The sequence below is a fragment of the Larkinella sp. C7 genome, from assembly GCF_006149005.1.
Lineage (GTDB): Bacteria > Bacteroidota > Bacteroidia > Cytophagales > Spirosomataceae > Larkinella.
In genome coordinates this window covers 227,102-244,685 of record NZ_VBSL01000004.1, presented here as the reverse complement: position 1 = coordinate 244,685, position 17,584 = coordinate 227,102, and the positions used below count along the sequence as shown (strand labels likewise).

Here is a 17,584-nt window from a genome sequence, read left to right as displayed (position 1 = left end):
CCGTACCCCTCAATCCACTCTTCCTTTCTCTGCATCGGCGGCATTGTCATTGTGCCGACGTTTCCGGGCGAAGGTATCCTTGCCAAAGCGGTACGAAAAGGCCACTCCAACCCGACGCGTATCGGTGGCCTGGGTATGAAACGCATCGGCCTGTTTCAGACTAACGGTTCGGTCTTTTAGTTTCCACGAATGAAACAGATCTTCTGCTAACAATCGAACACTTCCCTTGTCTTTTAACACTTTCTTTTGCACCGCCAGATTGATCCGATAACGCGGATCCGTTATCCTTTGTCCATTCAGATCTTTGGTGACAAAAAAACCGGTTATCTCGCCATTCCAGCCCTTATCAAATTTTAATTGATTGACGAGATTCATTCTGGCTTGGTAGATTGCGGGGTTAAGTTTTTCAGAATAAGCCACGCCATTTAATGCCATGTGGGAAATGGTTAAGTTGGCATTTAAAGTCCACCATTTTGTGAGTGATTGGGTCAGATTGGTTGCCATTGCCAGAATACGACCACTGGCCACGTTGTTTGGACTGGTAATAAAAATGCCATCAATGGCTTGTGTCGTCTGGAAAATCACATCGGTAAAATAATTGTATTGCAACGCAATGCCGAAGTTATTTTTATGCTGGTATTTTACCTCATATTGAAAATGGTATTGCGGTTTCAACAACGGATTTCCGGAGATATAGGAATAGGCATCCCGGTAAAATAAAAACGGATTTAGCAGTTGGTAATTCGGGCGATTGATACGACGGGCTATGCTCACGGTCAGGGCATTATTACCCAGACTATCCAGCTTATACCGTAAAAATGCCGTTGGAAACAGGCGCATGTATTGTATATCAAATGCGGTTTCTTTTACTTCTGCATTTCCCATCTGACGGCCATTTACCAGCGTATTTTCCAGTCGAAAACCGAGTTGGGCGTCCATCCGTTTCCACGTTTTACGGCTGTTGAGGTAAGCCGCCTGGATGGCTTCCCGGTAGATGAAATGGTTTGATTTGCCATAATCCGGCGTTTGGGTAGTGTCTGAAACGGAATAGTAACGGGAATCCGTATCGTTGGTTACAAAACTGGATTTAAATCCAGCTTCTACAACAGCCTTATTTTTTAAGGGATGCACGTAATCAGCTTTAGCTGTATAAATGGCGATTTCAGAGGGCAGATTATACAGAAAGTCCCTGCGGTTTATAAACAATTCGTCGGCACTGCTGATCATCGTAGTGAGCCGTTGTTCGCCCGTTGTCAGGTGGGTAATGTAGTTGACATCGGCCGTGAGTTCCCGTCCCTCCGGGTTGAATTTATGCTGAAAATTCCCATTTACGCCCACATTACGCCAGTTAAAATTACCCTCGGTATCCCCCTTTCTCAGCGAGTCTAAAACAGAATCGGCTCCACTGTTTTTACTGAAATAATTGAGCCTTTCCTGCTTGGAACGATTCAGATAATTAACAACAAACCCGTAGGTTGTTCTGGACGAAACGGCATAATCCATGCCCAGTCTGGTCGTGATTCCGGGAACTTTATACGTAAGGTTATTCCGTAAAGCGACCGAGGAGTTAATGGATGAATTCTCATTGTAAAAGGTTCGGTTATACGAATCATCTGCGTAATCGGCATCCCGGCTATACCCTAAACTACCAAACAGATTCATCTTTTTGCGGTTGAAATTGACGTTGATCACATTATTGGTTCGTGCCGTCACGCCCTGGCTGTAACTGGCGGAAATATCCCCGACAATGCCCTGCACCCGGTTTTTTTTCAAACGAATGTTAATGATGCTCGTGCCAGCCGCATCGTATTTAGCGGGCGGGTTGGTCATCAGTTCAATTTTATCCAGCGAACCGCCAGGCAATGATTTCAGATACGATGCTAAATCCGGCCCCGACAGGTAGGTCGGCCGACCGTCGATCAAAACCAGCACACCTGCTTTTCCGTTCAGGCTAATTTCGCCATCGGTGCCGACCGTGACGCCGGGCGTTTTTTCGAGCACTTCCAGCGTGTTGCTGCCGACACTGCTCACCATCGCATCCACATTCACGACGGTTTTGTCAATCTCCTGTTCAATCAAGGGTCGTTTGGCTACTACGACCACTTCGTTCAGCATTGTTTTTGAGGGCATTAAAATAATTACCGGCAACGAAACCTCCGGGTGCTGGTCGTCGATGGTCAGGGGGCCACTCCGGTAATCGTTGCAGCCAACACTTGACACACGCAGAAAATACCGGTTGGTAGTCAGGTTTTTAAGCTCAAATTTGCCATTTCCGTTGGTGATTTCACCCTGCACCAGGGTCGAGTCCGAAGCGCTTAACAAACGCACGGTCGCGCCCGGTACGGTTTCATTTTGCGAATCTTTAACGACTCCGCGAATGGTTTTAGGAGTTACCTGAGCCAACGCTGAAAAGGCAATAAGCAGAAAGCTGATGAAAAAAAATGACTTCATAGTTTGGTCGTTCTAACGGCAATTGTCCTACTTGCCGAGCAAATATGAATGGTGCGACGACCGTCGTCAATAAATCAGGCCATACCGCACTGACCGGCTGACAGAATGCGGATTTGAGGGGTTAAAACACCTGGTGCAGCTCTACACGGTTTCCGTCAGCGTTTTTTCCGAGTTCATCCGGGATGTTTACCGGAGTGGAAAATTTTGGTCAGCTTTGGAATTCAAACCAGCCCATGCGGTTGCAACAAATATGAAAAAAGGAGAGAATGCGGACTTTGCGGGACTAACAGGGCTTCAAAAACACCTGGTTTTTAGCATCATTGCAGCCATACCAATCTACCTCGCGAGTAATTTGTATACCCAATCCATCGTGACGCGGGATGATGAAGAAGCTGCTTTTGCCGCCACCGCGTTCTTTTTGGGAGGCATTTACACCGGTCGGTACCTTTCGTTGGTGTGGGTATCAAAAAAAATACCACTCCGCCTTTTTATTGGCTTATCACTTTTCAGCCTTCTCTGCATTTGCTGGATTTTTTTTCACGCCGATTTTCCGCTCAAAGAAAACCGGATTTTCCTCAATTTAATCTTGTTTTATCTGCCACTTTTCCTGATGAGTATTGCCATTGGGATGCTCATTAAACTGGGGCGAATAACTGTTGAAAATCAGCTTCAGGAATCGAAAGCCGTGGCTGAACAGAGCCAAAGCGAATTACATCTGCTTCAGTCCCAGTTAAGCCCCCATTTTCTATTTAATACCCTGAATAATTTATACGGCATTTCGATTTCCCAACACGAGAAAATTCCAACTTTGTTGTTAAAGCTTTCTGATTTACTCCGGTATTCGGTGTATGATGCCAAGGAATTGTTTGTGCCCTTGCGGGACGAACTGGCCTACATCAACAATTACATCGATTTCGAGAAAATACGCATTGGCGACCGGCTTACACTCACGACTACGATGGAAGATCTGTCCTATGCCGATATAAAAATTGCGCCCATGTTGCTCATTGTTTTTATCGAAAATGCCTTCAAGCATTCCAAAAACACGACAGAACCGTATATTTCGATTGATATTCACCTGAAAACCTGGGGAAATTTTCTTCTATTTTCCGTAAAGAATTCACACGGTGAAACGTCTGGTGAGGGCGGTTTTCTGGAAAAAAACAGCGGTTTGGGGTTGGCGAATGTGAAGAAAAGACTTGATTTGCTGTACTCAAACGTCTACGAACTCACCATACAGGACGAAGACGGTTTTTACCAGGTCATGTTGCAACTGAAAGTAAAATGAACCCAATCCGATGTTTAATCGTGGATGACGAACCCATTGCCCGGGAAATTATCCAGACGTACTGCGGTCATTTCCCGAATTTAAAAGTCGTAGCGTCCTGCAGCAATGCGCTGGAAGCCAAAGCCGAACTTCAAAAACAGCCCATTGATATTCTCTTTCTGGACATCAATATGCCAGTTTTGAATGGGATTTCTTTTCTAAAAACACTCAGGAATCAACCGCAGGTTATCTTCACAACAGCCTACAAAGAATATGCGGTGGATGCCTTCGATTTGTCGGCCATCGATTATTTATTAAAACCGTTCTCGCTGGAAAGGTTCATTGTTGCCGTAGACAAAGCGCTGGAACGATTACAGCCTAACCCTGTAATTACTCAAGAAATTACGGAGAAAAACACAGAAGATTATCTCTTCATAAAAACCGACGGAAAAATTTACAAAATCTTCTATTCAGATTTGTTATACGCGGAAGCCAGCGGCAATTACACCAAAATTATAACGACGCAATACACAATTCTGCCCGGCATGACCTTTTCCAGCTTCGAAGAATTGCTACCCAAATCCCAGTTTCTGCGAGTCCATCGCTCCTTCCTTGTCAATAAATCGAAGATCACGCACATCGAAGGAAACCGGGTGTTTATTGGCAAAAATGAAATTCCAATCGGCAGTAATTACCGGGACGTTTTTTTGAAATCGCTGGGATTGTAACGCAGCTTTATTCTCCATCAACACAAAAGCTGGATAGCAAGTGGGTCCGGTACCCGGTAAAACAAAATACAAAAAGGGGTTTAGAATCGCTTGGAAATCCGGTTGTGGGTCACCGTCCGTTGCTGGTTCGATTTAAACCGGGCATCTTCCACCGCCGACAAAGCCGCGTGTTTGGTAGCCCGACCCTGAACCCTCTCGCGCCACTTTCGCCACGAGGCCGGTTTCAGTTGCCGGCGCATGAGGTCGATCACTTCCTGTTCCGACAACCCAAACTGAGCTTCGATGGCGTCAAAGGGGGTGCGGTCTTCCCAAGCCATTTCGACAATGCGGTCCAGGTCTGTTTCTCTAAGTTCAAGTGCCGCTTTGGAACGTTTCATACCGTCACAACGAACCCGGCTTTCACATAATTCCCCCGCACTGTCCCAGGCAAAAACAAATGCGTTGAACGCGTGTTTGAAGCCTGACCTTAAACCGGGGGGCCAAAAAGAATGTTGAACACCTCGCGGGCAGATTTCGCCTTTCGCAGGTCGCGGCCAATCTCAACCCAGACGTGGAAGTTCAGATACACCGGATTATACGACTCCACTGGTTTGGTCAGGCCGTAGACCGGTGCTTCGTCCTCTTCCTGAAAGGTGCCGAACAGCCGATCCCAGATAATGAGCGATGAACCAAAATTCTTGTCGAGGTAGCGGTCGTTGCTGCCGTGGTGGACCCGGTGATGGGAAGGCGTCACGAAGAAAAATTCAAACCAGCGTGGCAATTTGCCGATCATTTCGGTATGAATCCAGAATTGGTACAACAAATCGATCTGGTAGCAGGTCAGGATGACTACCGGATTAATGCCTGACAACCAGGCCGGTATAAAGAACACCAATTTCAAATGCTGGGTCCACGAATTGCGGAAAGCCGTCGAGAAATTCAGGTGCTCGGACGAATGGTGCGTGACGTGGGTAGCCCACCAAACGCGCTGTTTGTGGGCAATCCAGTGCGCCAGGTAATTGCAGAAATCGATCAGCGCGTAGGCCAGCAGCCAGGTCCACCACCGGGTTTCGAGCCGCCAGGGCGTGAGGTGATAGAAAAACAATGCCATCCCGAAAACACTGGTTTTCAGAATGGCATTGATCAGCAGACTTCCGGCCCCAATGCCCACCGACGACCAGAAATCACGGCTTTGATATCGGTGTTCCTCGTCGTGGCGGGTCAGCCAGAACTCGATCAGTACGGAGCCAAACACCACCGGAGCGGCATAGGCTGTCAGGGGGAGCAGTTCGTGCTCCAGTTGTTGCAAGTCCATCAGGTCGTTGTTATTTACTGTTCGACCCTATGACAGTCAATTGAAGCCTTCCCCCTATTGAAAGATGAAAAAATAAATAACGAACACTGAATATTGAATAGCGAATAACGAAGTGAGTGCGCTGGATCTCGGCACTCACTTCGTTATTCACTATTCAACATTCAGTGTTCGTTATTCTTTATTGAATAAACGCCTATCAAAGTTGTGCGCTTCCCGATGGTAATTCGCTCGGCTGATTCAGCGCGGCTTCGACATCATCTTTTTCCATGATTTCCTTAAACCGGTACAGGTCTTTTTCGATCATGTGCGAAAACGTCGGATTGAAGAGCTTCATGAGCGCACTGCCGATCTGACCCACCGGTGGCCGGTAGTGGATCGTGGCCAGAATTTCGGTTCCAAAACCGTCTGCCGAATCCCGAAACCGCACCTCGCCCGCGTTGTCGACCCGGGCACCTTCTACCGACTTCCAGACCAGTCGCTCGTTGGGTGTTTCGTGGATAAGCTGCGCATCCCATTCCAAGGTTCCAATGGCTTCGGCCACGGCTCCTCCAGACGACGAAGCTTGGGCAATCCAGTGGGAATGCGTCGAATCCAGTTGACGTACTTCTTTCAGGTGGGACATAAACCGGGGCAAATTCTCCAGTTTCCGCCAGAATTGATATACCTCTTCACGGGGCTTGTAAATGGTCATGCCGGCCGAAATTTCGATGGGTTTCACCGCCGTTGCTTCACCCTGCGCCGTATTTCGACCCACAGCCTCACTCACAGGACAATGACCCGACAAACCCCGGTAGGCCAAATAACCGCCCGCGGCTGCCAGCAGAAGTCCGCTTAACGAGCCCCCTTTCAGGCCAAAGGCTACGAGCAAAGCTCCTCCGGCAGTCGACCAAACCCGCTCTTCTTCTCCGACATTGATTCGGCTCGATCCGCTTACAACCGGTTCGATTCCGGACTGCCCCGAAACCGGTGTTCCTGTATTCGTCATACCTTTCTTTTTTTGCGTTCTAGTTTGCAGAATAACCCGATTCCGGTACAGATGTTTGGAAATTTTCGGTACTGGCAAACTTCTTCTGAATAGAAACCACAGTTGGTGACCAAATGGATGGAATTCAAGCCCCCGGTACTTTGATTATTGCGATTAAATGATTAACTATGGTTTCTTGTTGACGAACATCGTCAATCATAATCTCTTAAGTCTGTACACGTAAATTTTTGAACATGGGAAAAGGAGATGTTAAAACCAAGCGTGGTAAAATCTGGCGCGGTTCATACGGCGTAACACGCCCCAAACTGAAGGATCAACGAGGGAAAATAGACAAAGTTGTTAAGGAATAACTACCTATTTTTCACAAAAAAGCCCCGCCTTTGGACTGGCGGGGCTTTTTTATGGTATACCTTTTGCGGCAATTCATCCGAACTCTGCCTCCTGCCATGGCCAAAAATAAACCGACCGGACCAAGGACTAACCCGTCGCGTCCACAGACGCACCCTGCCGCTTCTCCCTCCCTAAAACCGACTCAGACAGCACCGCCCGTGCTGGCGAACCAGGGCATACAAACCAACCTCTGGCTCCCTTTGCTGCTTCTGACCGTGCTTGTCGCTTACGTTTTCGGGTTCAGCAACGGGTTTGTAGACTGGGATGATTCGGAATATGTTTTCGGAAATCCGTACGTTCTGGAACCCACCGCCGGTCACGTCCGCATGTTGCTAAAGTCGGTGGTTGCACTAAATTACCATCCGTTAACGATGCTGTCACTGGCCGCCAATTCAGCTTTATTCGGCCCGGAATCCACCTCATTTATTGTTACCAACACCGCAATCCATCTTCTCAACACGCTGCTGATTTTCCTTTTTTCGTATCAATTAACCCATAGAAATCAGTGGGTTGCGCTATTCGTGGCCGCAGTATGGGGGCTGCACCCCATGCACGTCGAGTCGGTCATCTGGGTTTCGGAACGAAAGGATGTCCTCTACACCTTTTTCTTCCTCTCAGCCTGTCTGACCTACCTTCGCTACCGGAAATCAGGGGCAACGATCTGGTTATTTTTCACCTTTTTTTTGTTTGTAGCATCATGTATGGCAAAAGCGATGGCCGTCGTGCTGCCATTTGTTTTGCTTTTGATCGACTATTGGAAAGCGGGAGATCAGGACCTCAAAAAAACTTTTCAACCGGCCGTTCTATTCGAAAAATTACCGTTTCTGCTGGTAGCGGTTTTCGTAGGCCTGGTGGCAACCAACGTGCAGGCCGGGGGCGATTTTCACGGCTGGCTACTCCGGATTGCGGAGAAAAAAGACGCCGTCGGGCAGGAACCCTTTGCCGCCCGCTGGCTGGTGTACGGCAGCTACGGTTTTCTGATGTACCTGATCAAACTCATTGCCCCCTTCCGTCTGTCGGCATTTTACCCCTATCCCGAAAACGTCCGGAACATCGAGCCGCAACATTGGCTGGGACCGGTAGCTTTTTTGCTGGTGGTTGGCTACGCTGTCTGGCAGTTGCTGACCGCCAAAACCGAACGGCAGCGGCTGGTGGTTTTCGGTATCGGTTTTTTCCTGATCACTATTTTCCTGGTATTGCAATTCATGACCGTTGGAGCCGCCCTCATGGCCGACCGGTACAGCTACCTCTCCTACTTTGGCTTGATCTTCCTGATTGTCTACGGTTTATATTTTCTGACGGGCGAATCGCCTTCCCGGTTTCGATTGGCCACCATCGGTTTAAGTGTCTTTACCGCCTTGTGTTTTTACCGAACTATTCAACAGGTAAAAGTCTGGAAAAACACCGAAACGCTCTGGCTCCATGCGCTACAATACTACCCCGACAACGATCAGATGCGCGAAGGGTTGGGTGATTATTATGGCAAAAATAACCGCATCGACGAAGCCATGCAGCAATTCAAAACCGCCGTGGAGAATGGCACCAACCGCTATCATTGCTTCGAAGGACTGGGCAATGCCTACGGACTGAAAAATGACTTTCCGAAGGCGCTGGAAATGTATAACCAGGCCATCCGAATGGATTCGACCAAGAGCGATGTGTATTATAACCGGGGGTTAACCTACAACAAAACCAGCCGTTTCCAGGACGCCCTGCGTGACTTCAACAAAGCCCTGGCGCTGGCACCCGGCAAAGATTCGGTGGTGCTGACGGCACGCGGTTTTACGTACCTGCAACTCAAATACTACAAAGAATCCCTGGCTGATTACGAACGATATCTGCGCTACAAACCCAATGATCCGACGGCCCTCCACAACCGGGGTGTCGACCGGTTTTACCTCGGCGACCGCGCCGGAGCTTTAGCCGACATACGCCGGGCGGTGGCGCTAAAACCGGATTATGAAGAAGCGAAGAATAACCTCCGGCAGTTGGAACAGGCGGGGCAGTAGCTGTTTTTTGGTATATTTACGCTCCACCATTTTCAGTAACTTACATGGGTAAATTTCACGATGCCATCAAGTCTCCCCACCAGACTTTCATCAAAAAACAACATATTTTTTTCGTTAGCACCGCCCCGCTGCGTGCCGATGGGCGCGTCAATCTCTCGCCCAAAGGACTGGACTGTTTCCGGGTTTTGTCGGACAACCAGGTGGGCTACATGGACCTGATCAGCAGCGGCAACGAAACCTCCGCCCACACGCTGGAAAATGGCCGCATCACGATCATGTTCTGCTCGTTTGAAGGCCCGCCCCTGATTTTGCGGCTGTATGGCAAAGGGCGAACGGTTTTGCCCGGTTCGGACGAATGGGCCATGTATGCACCGAATTTCACAATTTATCCGAGTACCCGGCAGCTTATTTTGGCCGACATCGACCTGGTGCAAACCTCCTGCGGGTTTGGCGTACCATTGTTCGATTACGTTGGCGAGCGTGATATCCACTTTGAGTGGGCTGAAAAAACCGGCAAAAAAGGGCTTGAGGACTACGTTACCGAAAAAAATCTGACGAGTCTCGACGGGTTGCCAACGAGCATTGGTCTGGAAAGAATAGAATCATTACGGCACTAATACCACGACGCCCCTTTTTTGCAACCGCCTGCCATCCGGTTTTTCCTGATCCAGCCGGTACGAGTAGGTTCCCGGCGGAACGGTTTTTCCCTGTTGCTTACCATCCCAACCGGTCAGGGCATCTTCCGTCGAAAAAACCACCTCGCCCCAGCGATTGAAAATCGTCAGCGTTGCCTTTCCGCTTAATAGCCCCTGAAGCTGCCAGTGATCGTTGATGCCGTCGGCGTTGGGACTGAAAGCGTCGGGCATAAAAACCGTCGAGTCGGAAACCGGTGCGGGTTCGGGTGGTTTGGGGGGCGTATAACACACCTCGGCAGAAGGCGCAGCCTGTAAACAGGTATCCGCGAGAATGAGTCGAAAACAAACCGCCACCGTGGTATCCGCTTCCAGCCTGACCGTTGCATTCACTGCGTCAGAACGTTGGCTGGTTTGGACGTACGTACCGCCGGGCGACCGCTGTTCAATCCGGTAGCGGTTTCCGCCGGGATTGCTGATGGTCAGATCGATTGATTGGGGCCCAACGGCCCGCACCTGATCGATGACGGGGGTGATCGCTTTCGTATCGGGCCGGAAAAAAACCCGGGTTGTGCCGCCACAATTGCCGTAAAGATGTACCCCGCGAACAGAAATAAATCGTTGCTTATCATCGGCGTAAGTATGAACGCCCACGGGAGAAACACCACCGAGCTGCTCCTGGGTGCCATCGCCCCAATCGACCCGGTACCAGTCATATTGGTATTCCGCCGACTTCGGAATGGTGACCATCACCCGCGTTTGACAGCCCGTCAGCACCAGTTCGGGCGGCAGCGTGTCATATACCTGAACGATGGCGCACGCCCGAAGCTGGCGTCCGTCCTGTTCCGAATATTGCAGAACCCGGAATAGTCCGGGCTTTTGATACGTAAAAACCGAGTCCCGGATCAGCTCCGAATCTTTCACCGCCCCTCCCTGATAATCATACACATACCGAACGTTCGTCACATTTCGGAGGCCGCTCGTGGCCTTGATTTTCAAAGGCAGGCAACCGATACCGGGGCTAATTTGAAGCGCACCCGTAAACTGACCGGCTGTGGGTGTACACTGATCCGGCTGGGCGAGGCAAAAGCGGGAAATGAAAAGAAAGAATACAAGGTAGAGAATCCCGGAACGATGCGTTACGGCTTTTGCGAGATTCATCGGTCGGGTAGTTTACACTAGGTCAACTTCACCGATTGGCCGGATTTGGCCGCCCGATAAATCGCTTCCACAATTCGGATGTCACGCAGTCCTTCTTCGCCGGGGGCTATCAACGGTTTGTTGTTCATGATGGCGTCAGCATCGTCGTCCATCTGCATGGCCTGCTGGCGGGGAACGTCGTAGGGATGCTTGATTTTCACCCCACCCGATGCTTCGCCCGTCTGACCGTTGTAGGCCGAATACGGTTCCATTTTCAGAAACCCTTTTTCACCGGTCACATGCAGGAAATTCATGTTGATCCCGAAACTGGTCTGAACAGCCGCCCGCGCCCCGCTCGGAAACACGAGTTGGGCCATTGTCGTCTCGTCCAGTCCGTTTTTGTAGATTTCGGGCCGGGTCGTATACTGCTGGGCGGTAACCGAAATCGGTTCTTCACCCGTTGCCAGCCGCGCGCCCTGCAACACGTAAACGCCCATGTCATACATGACGCCCCCGCCCATTTCCTTTTTCTGCTTCCAGTGGGTGGTGCGGTTGTCGTTGTACCCCGCCGAGCAACTCACCATTTTGATCTTGCCGATTTTGCCGTCACGCAAAAACTTGATGTATTCCTGCGTGTTCGGTTCGTGTTGCAGCCGATAGCCGACGGCCAGCGAGCGTTTGTTCTGCTTACAGGCGTTGATCATGTCCTGGCACTCCTTCTCCGTCATGGCCATCGGTTTTTCCACCCAGACGTGTTTACCCGCCTTGGCCGCCCGGATCACATACTCGCGGTGCATAGACGGGGGCAAAATCACGTACACCACATCGATGTCGGGGTTGTCCGCAATCTGGTCGAAGTTCTGGTAGTTGTACACATTCTTTTCGGGAATGTTGTACTTCTTCGCCCAGGTCTCGGCTTTCGAAGGCGTTCCGGTGACAATACCGGCCAGGTAACAATTTTTGGTCAGTTGCAAGGCCGGCGCGATCAGGTCCGTGCTGTAATAGCCCAGGCCCACCAGAGCTACACCCAGGCGGTCTTTTTTGGGCGACTGCGCAATGGTCAATGGCGTGAACGCCAGTGAAGAAGCAATGAGACCGGTTTGTTGCAGAAAAATCCGTCGAGTAGCCATAAGGGAATGATGAGTTATGAATGATGGACGATGAATGAAATCGGTTTGGAAATTGCGCCAGCCCATCCCTCATTCATCGTCCATCATTCATCATTTATTCGTCGTAGCTTAAATTATACTGCTTCAACACATCGGCCGGAACGCCTTCCCACTGGTTGGGGGTGTTGCCGACGTAGCCGAGGTCTTTGATGCCCATTTGGCTGGTGAAAAAACCGGTCGCCACAAACCCGCGCATCATGTTGAAAAACGCGACACCCTGCGACATTTCCGGCTTGGCTTTGCCTGGGTAGGCGATTTCGTCCACGATTTCGATTTGCTGGGCTTTGAGGCAATCGGCAAATTTCTTGCCAAACCGCTTCGTACAGACGTTGTCGAGCCAGCGAAGCCCACCGCGCATCGGCGTCTGCCACTGCGGCTGGTCTTTCATCATAAACTCGATGAACGCCGGGGTTCCGGCCTGTGACGCACTACCGGATTTGGCATCGGCCGGAATGATGATGTCGCCCAGTACCGTGACGGTTTTCAGTTCGTGGGGCGTGAAAAACTTGTCGGCATTCAGTTTGGCATCGCGCTCCGCTTCAAATTTCTGACGACCACCGGGGATTTTCACCGGTTTGACATCGGGGGGCATGATGGATTCAGCAGCGGAAATCTGCGGGTTCAAACCGGCAAATCCAAGGCTGCTGAGGGTTATGGCTTTGAGAGAATCTCTACGTTTCATATTTATGCGGGTTTACGGTTTACGGTTTTCAGTTTACGGTTGGCTGACGCATTCATTTCGTGTGTGCGTCAGCCAACCGTAAACTGAAAACCGTAAACCGACTACCATAAATTAGATATTCTTTTGTTTGACTTGATCGATGATGTAGTCGGAAGTCCGCCAGGAGTTGGCCAGGATCGTCCACGTCACGTTTTTGTCGCCCTGCGACGGGAAAGCAGCCGCATCGACCACGAACAGATTCTTGACGTCGTGCGCCTGCGAATACTTGTTCAGCACCGAGGTTTTCGGGTCGTTCCCCATCCGCGCCGTACCGATTTCGTGGATAATTTTACCGGGAGCCTCCAGACCGTAGTTGGTTTCCGGACCCGGTTTTTTACCCAGCGCAATACCGCCCATCGCATGGATGATTTCCTCGAAGGTGTCCTGCATGTGTTTGGCCTGCTTGATCTCCGCTTCGCCCCATTTGTAGTTGAAACGCAGCGTTGGGATCCCATACTTATCGACCGTGTTCGGGTCAATTTCGCAGTAGTTGCTTTCCAGCGGCACGGGTTCGCCCCGACCGGCCATCCCGATGTTGGCTCCGTAGAACCGGCGGAAATCATCTTTCAGATCCGCACCGTAGCCACCGGCTGCTTTCGGTTTGCCATCACGACCCGGCACTATGCTGTTCCGGCCTTCCATCCCGAAGCCAAAACCGTACATCGGCATACCCATACCGCCACCGTATTCGATGTGATAGCCGCGTGGGAAATCGAGTTTCTTGTTATCGAGCCACCAGGGTGAATAAACGTGCGCACCACCAACCCCATCTTCATTATACCGCTTGCGATCCATCAGGGCCGGAATGAAAGCCCCGCGTGAAGCACCCGTCGAATCGTTGAGGTATTTTCCAACCACACCGCTGGAATTGGCGAGTCCGTTCTGGAAACGCGCCGACTTGGAGTTGAGCAGCAAACGCGCCGTCTCGCAGGTACTGGCGGCCAGAACCACCACTTTGCCCATCACCGACTGTTCGGTCATGGTCGGCACATCGACGTAGGACACGCCGGTTGCCAAACCAGTTTTCGGATCGGTAATCACTTCACGGGCCATCGCACCGTTGATCAGCGTAACCCGACCGGTTTTCACCGCCGGAATACACAACACCGACGACGACGAGAAGTCGGCGTAGGCCTGACAGGCCCGGCCACACTGGGCGCAGTAGAAACAGCCGCCCCGGTCGTGTATGGGTTTGGTCAGAATCGAAAGCCGCGAGGGAATAACCGGCACACCGATGCTTTTCCCGGCTTTCTTGATCATCAATTCGTGCAGACGTGGTTTGGGTGGCGGCAAAAACCGGCCATCGGGTGCATCCCGAAGCCCTTCTTTCGAGCCAAATACCCCAATCAGATCGTCTACTTTGTCGTAATAGGGCGCGTAATCTTCGTAGCTCAGTGGCCAGTCTTCGCCAATTCCCGTTAAACTTTTCCGTTTGAAATCGTCGGGACCCATCCGTAGGGAAATTCGGCCCCAGTGGTTGGTCCGACCGCCGAGCATCCGGGAACGGAACCAGTGAAATTCGGTGCCTTTGACGGCCGAATACGGTTCCCCTTCAATTTCCCAACCGCCCCAGGCTGCATCGAAATCACCAAACGCACGCGTTGTTCCGGCACCACGACGGGGCGACTCATACGCCCATTTTAACTGGTTAATATACTTAGGATCAGCCGGATCGAAATACCCCCCGGCTTCGAGCAAACAAACCGTGGCACCCGCTTTGGAAAGCTGATAAGCCGCCATTCCGCCCCCGGCTCCTGAGCCAACAATAACAACGTCGTAAACTTTCGCTGCCTTTTTTATTTGTGGAACATCCATTGAATTTTGGTTTAGTGAGTAGGTCACTGAAGTGATTACGTGAATACGCTGCTAAAAGTAATACCGAATGGGATAAATATCCATTTTTTTAACAGAAAAGCAACTATCCACTTCCATCATTACTCCTAAAACCGTTTGGGAGACTACAGCAACGGATCGATTTTTTTGCGGAGCAACTGCTTTTCGGCTCCGGACGAGGTGAGGTGCAGGGCACGGTGGTAATGCTGGCGGGCGCGGTCGGTCTGGTGGAGTTGGGCATACAGGTCACCCAGAATCGCATGATAATACTGATTCGTCTCCAGTTCCTTGATTTGTAAAACCGCCAGCAGGGCCTCCATGGGGCCGTCTACTTCGGCGAGCGCGACTGCCCGGTTCAACGCAACAATGGGGCCGGGTTTCCGGTTGAGCAGCAAATCGTAGTAGCTAAGGATGACCTGCCAGTTCGTTTTCTCGTAGGTGGGTGCCAGACAATGTTGCAGGGCAATGGCGGCTTCGAGGTGGTATTCAGAGAGTTCGCTGCCTCCCGCCGAAGCCGCCAGTTGGCGTTTTCCCTGCGCAATCAGCGCCTGGTTCCATTGCGTCCGGTCCTGGTCTTTCAAGAGAACGATGGCGCCCGTTGCATCCGTCCGGGCTTCGAAGCGGGCCACTTGAAAACACATCAATGCCAGCAGTGCATGGGCCGAAGGGGTGGTGGTCCGGGGTGTTTGGGTGAGGAGCAGCGTCAGGCGCATGGCTTCCTCGCACAAATCCTGCCGGATGAGCGTGTCGGGGTGCGACGAGGTGTAGCCTTCATTAAACAACAAATAAATACTTTTCAAAACCGCATTCACGCGGATGGGCAACTGCAGCCCGGTCGGCACTTCCAGCCGGATTTCTTTGGCCCGAATCTTCTCTTTGGCCCGGTAAATCCGCTTGGTGATGGTTTCTTCGCTGGTCAGAAAAGCGTTGGCAATTTCGCGGATGCTCAATCCGCAAAGAATTTTCAGACACATCGCCACCTGCGACTCGAATGGCAGCGACGGGTGACAGCAGGCAAACAGCATCCGCAACTGGCTGTCGTTGATCTCGTCTTCGAAAAAAAACTGCTCCATCATGTCTTCTTCCTGCCGTTCACTGGCCCAGTCTCCGCTGATTTGCCGGAACAATTTCTCGCGACGAACTACGTCCAGCGCCTTGTTTTTAGCCACCCGGTAGAGCCAGGCCGAGGGGTTTTCGGGAATGCCCTGAAACGGCCAGCTTCGCAGGGCCTGCACCATTGCATCCTGCACAATATCCTCCGCCAGCTCAATCCGGTCGAACCCCAGCATGGCCGCCAATACCGAAACCATCCGGCCTGCTTCATGCCGGAAAAGGTGCGCGACGAGGGTGTTGGGTTCAGACATGGATTGAGAATAATTTCTAATCATAAATGTAAAATGATGAATGCTAAATGTAAAAGTTGGTCGGTGCCCAACTCACTTTTGCATTCGACATTTATCATTTTACATTTATGATTCATTCATCATTCAATTACTCAAATTTCTGAATCTGCCGCACTTCTACTTTTCCGCCGGTTTCAAACATAGGGCAGCCCTGCGCCAGTTCGATGGCTTCGTCGAAGGTGTCGGCGGTTAAGAGCATGTAGCCGCCGACGATTTCTTTGCCCTCCGTAAACGGGCCATCGGTGACCACTTTGCCGCCGTCGGTCAGCACTTTCCCGGCGGGCAACAACGCTTCGGTTCCGATCATCTTTCCCTGAGCGGCAATTCCGCCAATCCAGGTGTTCCATTTCTCGATTTCGGCCTGAAAGTCTTCGGGTGACAGGTCCTGAAAGGCGGTTTCATCCATTTGTTGTCCGTGGAAGATCAGCATGAATTTTTCCATTGGTGTACTTCGGTTTGAGGTGATTATTTGATTTTTGACGCTAAGACGAACGAATGAATGGAAACCGGACAGAAAATTAAAATTATTTTTTGGATGGGGACACCGCCGGGTCGCGGATGCGTTCCCATCCAAAATTGTACCTTTGCGGCATGGCACAAATTGGAACTGACGTTCAGCAGGCAAAAGACTTCCTGGAAGCGGGGAAAGTGATTGGATTGCCCACCGAAACCGTATATGGACTGGCGGGCAACGCCCTGAATCCGGATGCCGTTCTGGACATCTTCAAGGTCAAAAACCGCCCTTCGTTTGATCCGCTCATCGTTCATACCGATTCGATCGACAAGGTCGAGTCGTTCGTGGCACGGATTCCGGAACCGGCGCGTCGGCTTGCAGAGCGGTTCTGGCCCGGCCCGCTGACGATTTTATTGCCCAAAAAACCGATCATTCCGGATCTCGTCACCTCGGGTCTGGAAAACGTCGCGATCCGGATTCCCAACCACCCGATGGCCCTCAAATTGCTGTCTCTGCTCGATTTTCCGCTGGCGGCTCCGAGTGCCAATCCCTTCGGCTACATCAGCCCAACCACCGCCCGGCACGTGGCCGATCAGTTGGGCGACCAGATTCCGTATGTGCTGGATGGTGGCTCCTCCACGGTGGGCATCGAATCGACCATCATCGGGTTTGTCGAAGGTGGTCCGATTGTGTACCGGCTGGGCGGCATGACGCTGGAAAAACTGGAAGCCATTGTCGGGAAGGTATCGGTCCGCAGCCATTCGACTTCCAACCCGAAGGCGCCGGGGATGTTGAGCAGCCATTACGCGCCCCGCAAACCGCTTTTACTCAAAACCCCGGAGCAGGCGCTGGCGACCCACAAACCCGAGCGCATCGGGGTGCTGGCCTTTGATGCCATGACGCGGCTGATTCCGTTGGAGAACCAGCAGATTCTGTCGGTTACGGGTGACGTTTCCGAAGCCGCCAAAAACCTGTTCGCAGCCCTGCGCGCGCTCGATCAGTCGAACGTCGATGTTATTATAGCCGAACTGCTCCCCGAAACCGGGCTGGGCCGGGCCATCAACGACCGCTTGCGCCGGGCTGCGTTCAAATAGAAAGAGTTGTTCGG

The 17,584-nt window shown here is 51.3% G+C and carries 16 protein-coding genes; 6 read left to right on the top strand and 10 right to left on the bottom strand.

All coding sequences use genetic code 11. The features are described 5' to 3' along the window. Nucleotides 1-9: 9 nt before the first annotated feature. Nucleotides 10-2,451: an outer membrane beta-barrel family protein gene (locus FH871_RS12055; RefSeq protein WP_138991681.1), complete on the bottom strand. Its 2,442-nt coding sequence runs from the start codon at nucleotides 2,449-2,451 to the stop codon at nucleotides 10-12. A 250-nt stretch (nucleotides 2,452-2,701) separates the two neighbouring features. On the opposite strand from FH871_RS12055, the gene FH871_RS12050 reads away from it, so the two are divergent. Further along, nucleotides 2,702-3,739: a sensor histidine kinase gene (locus FH871_RS12050; RefSeq protein ID WP_138991680.1), complete on the top strand. Its 1,038-nt coding sequence runs from the start codon at nucleotides 2,702-2,704 to the stop codon at nucleotides 3,737-3,739. Further along, nucleotides 3,736-4,446, top strand: a complete 711-nt coding sequence (locus FH871_RS12045; RefSeq protein WP_138991679.1) for a LytTR family DNA-binding domain-containing protein — start codon at nucleotides 3,736-3,738, stop codon at nucleotides 4,444-4,446. Before FH871_RS12050 ends, FH871_RS12045 begins: the two co-directional genes overlap by 4 nt. A gap of 80 nt (nucleotides 4,447-4,526) precedes the next feature. Here FH871_RS12045 and FH871_RS12040 read toward each other — a convergent pair whose 3' ends face one another. The 3 genes from FH871_RS12040 to FH871_RS12030 all read right to left on the bottom strand — a co-directional run bounded on the left by FH871_RS12040 (nucleotide 4,527) and on the right by FH871_RS12030 (nucleotide 6,725). After that, nucleotides 4,527-4,823 (bottom strand): TIGR03643 family protein, encoded by a 297-nt coding sequence (locus tag FH871_RS12040; RefSeq protein WP_138991678.1) that lies wholly within the window; start codon nucleotides 4,821-4,823, stop codon nucleotides 4,527-4,529. Between the two features lie 89 nt (nucleotides 4,824-4,912). Next, nucleotides 4,913-5,740, bottom strand: a complete 828-nt coding sequence (locus FH871_RS12035; RefSeq protein WP_138991677.1) for a sterol desaturase family protein — start codon at nucleotides 5,738-5,740, stop codon at nucleotides 4,913-4,915. A gap of 196 nt (nucleotides 5,741-5,936) precedes the next feature. Continuing rightward, a complete protein-coding gene (locus FH871_RS12030) occupies nucleotides 5,937-6,725 on the bottom strand; it encodes an SRPBCC family protein (RefSeq protein WP_138991676.1) in 789 nt (262 codons plus the stop codon). Nucleotides 6,726-6,958: 233 nt separating this feature from the next. Between FH871_RS12030 and FH871_RS12025 the strand changes: the two genes are divergently transcribed. The 3 genes from FH871_RS12025 (at nucleotide 6,959) to FH871_RS12015 (ending at nucleotide 9,741) form a co-directional block, all read left to right on the top strand. Then, a complete protein-coding gene (locus tag FH871_RS12025; RefSeq protein ID WP_138991675.1) occupies nucleotides 6,959-7,075 on the top strand; it encodes a 30S ribosomal protein THX in 117 nt (38 codons plus the stop codon). Nucleotides 7,076-7,171: 96 nt separating this feature from the next. Next, nucleotides 7,172-9,124: a tetratricopeptide repeat protein gene (locus tag FH871_RS12020; protein WP_171062830.1), complete on the top strand. Its 1,953-nt coding sequence runs from the start codon at nucleotides 7,172-7,174 to the stop codon at nucleotides 9,122-9,124. 44 nt (nucleotides 9,125-9,168) lie between these two features. Beyond that, nucleotides 9,169-9,741 (top strand): pyridoxamine 5'-phosphate oxidase family protein, encoded by a 573-nt coding sequence (locus FH871_RS12015; protein ID WP_138991673.1) that lies wholly within the window; start codon nucleotides 9,169-9,171, stop codon nucleotides 9,739-9,741. Here FH871_RS12015 and FH871_RS12010 read toward each other — a convergent pair. The 6 genes from FH871_RS12010 to FH871_RS11985 all read right to left on the bottom strand — a co-directional run bounded on the left by FH871_RS12010 (nucleotide 9,730) and on the right by FH871_RS11985 (nucleotide 16,464). Beyond that, complete coding sequence (locus FH871_RS12010) at nucleotides 9,730-10,917, bottom strand: gliding motility-associated C-terminal domain-containing protein (protein WP_138991672.1); 1,188 nt, start codon at nucleotides 10,915-10,917, stop codon at nucleotides 9,730-9,732. The genes FH871_RS12015 and FH871_RS12010 overlap by 12 nt on opposite strands. 17 nt (nucleotides 10,918-10,934) lie before the next feature. Next, nucleotides 10,935-12,026 (bottom strand): Gfo/Idh/MocA family protein, encoded by a 1,092-nt coding sequence (locus FH871_RS12005; protein WP_138991671.1) that lies wholly within the window; start codon nucleotides 12,024-12,026, stop codon nucleotides 10,935-10,937. Nucleotides 12,027-12,120: 94 nt separating this feature from the next. After that, nucleotides 12,121-12,747 carry a gluconate 2-dehydrogenase subunit 3 family protein gene (locus FH871_RS12000; RefSeq protein WP_114408942.1) on the bottom strand — a complete coding sequence of 209 codons (627 nt, stop codon included), beginning with the start codon at nucleotides 12,745-12,747 and terminating at the stop codon, nucleotides 12,121-12,123. 111 nt (nucleotides 12,748-12,858) lie between these two features. Next, on the bottom strand, nucleotides 12,859-14,601 hold the full coding sequence (locus tag FH871_RS11995; RefSeq protein ID WP_138991670.1) for a GMC oxidoreductase: 1,743 nt from the start codon (nucleotides 14,599-14,601) through the stop codon (nucleotides 12,859-12,861). A 143-nt stretch (nucleotides 14,602-14,744) separates the two neighbouring features. Then, nucleotides 14,745-15,983 carry an RNA polymerase sigma factor gene (locus FH871_RS11990; protein ID WP_138991669.1) on the bottom strand — a complete coding sequence of 413 codons (1,239 nt, stop codon included), beginning with the start codon at nucleotides 15,981-15,983 and terminating at the stop codon, nucleotides 14,745-14,747. Between the two features lie 127 nt (nucleotides 15,984-16,110). After that, nucleotides 16,111-16,464 carry a YciI family protein gene (locus FH871_RS11985; protein WP_138991668.1) on the bottom strand — a complete coding sequence of 118 codons (354 nt, stop codon included), beginning with the start codon at nucleotides 16,462-16,464 and terminating at the stop codon, nucleotides 16,111-16,113. Nucleotides 16,465-16,613: 149 nt separating this feature from the next. Here FH871_RS11985 and FH871_RS11980 point away from each other — a divergent pair, with 149 nt between their 5' ends. Continuing rightward, nucleotides 16,614-17,570 (top strand): L-threonylcarbamoyladenylate synthase, encoded by a 957-nt coding sequence (locus FH871_RS11980; RefSeq protein WP_138991667.1) that lies wholly within the window; start codon nucleotides 16,614-16,616, stop codon nucleotides 17,568-17,570. Nucleotides 17,571-17,584: the final 14 nt, after the last annotated feature.

Excerpts from the sequence above, each read along its gene's own strand:
- FH871_RS12055 (WP_138991681.1), bottom strand. The coding sequence starts at position 2,451 with ATGAAGTCATTTTTTTTCATCAGCTTTCTGCTTATTGCCTTTTCAGCG.
- FH871_RS12050 (WP_138991680.1), top strand. The coding sequence starts at position 2,702 with ATGAAAAAAGGAGAGAATGCGGACTTTGCGGGACTAACAGGGCTTCAA.
- FH871_RS12045 (WP_138991679.1), top strand. The coding sequence starts at position 3,736 with ATGAACCCAATCCGATGTTTAATCGTGGATGACGAACCCATTGCCCGG.
- FH871_RS12040 (WP_138991678.1), bottom strand. The coding sequence starts at position 4,823 with ATGAAACGTTCCAAAGCGGCACTTGAACTTAGAGAAACAGACCTGGAC.
- FH871_RS12035 (WP_138991677.1), bottom strand. The coding sequence starts at position 5,740 with ATGGACTTGCAACAACTGGAGCACGAACTGCTCCCCCTGACAGCCTAT.
- FH871_RS12030 (WP_138991676.1), bottom strand. The coding sequence starts at position 6,725 with ATGACGAATACAGGAACACCGGTTTCGGGGCAGTCCGGAATCGAACCG.
- FH871_RS12025 (WP_138991675.1), top strand. The coding sequence starts at position 6,959 with ATGGGAAAAGGAGATGTTAAAACCAAGCGTGGTAAAATCTGGCGCGGT.
- FH871_RS12020 (WP_171062830.1), top strand. The coding sequence starts at position 7,172 with ATGGCCAAAAATAAACCGACCGGACCAAGGACTAACCCGTCGCGTCCA.
- FH871_RS12015 (WP_138991673.1), top strand. The coding sequence starts at position 9,169 with ATGGGTAAATTTCACGATGCCATCAAGTCTCCCCACCAGACTTTCATC.
- FH871_RS12010 (WP_138991672.1), bottom strand. The coding sequence starts at position 10,917 with ATGAATCTCGCAAAAGCCGTAACGCATCGTTCCGGGATTCTCTACCTT.
- FH871_RS12005 (WP_138991671.1), bottom strand. The coding sequence starts at position 12,026 with ATGGCTACTCGACGGATTTTTCTGCAACAAACCGGTCTCATTGCTTCT.
- FH871_RS12000 (WP_114408942.1), bottom strand. The coding sequence starts at position 12,747 with ATGAAACGTAGAGATTCTCTCAAAGCCATAACCCTCAGCAGCCTTGGA.
- FH871_RS11995 (WP_138991670.1), bottom strand. The coding sequence starts at position 14,601 with ATGGATGTTCCACAAATAAAAAAGGCAGCGAAAGTTTACGACGTTGTT.
- FH871_RS11990 (WP_138991669.1), bottom strand. The coding sequence starts at position 15,983 with ATGTCTGAACCCAACACCCTCGTCGCGCACCTTTTCCGGCATGAAGCA.
- FH871_RS11985 (WP_138991668.1), bottom strand. The coding sequence starts at position 16,464 with ATGGAAAAATTCATGCTGATCTTCCACGGACAACAAATGGATGAAACC.
- FH871_RS11980 (WP_138991667.1), top strand. The coding sequence starts at position 16,614 with ATGGCACAAATTGGAACTGACGTTCAGCAGGCAAAAGACTTCCTGGAA.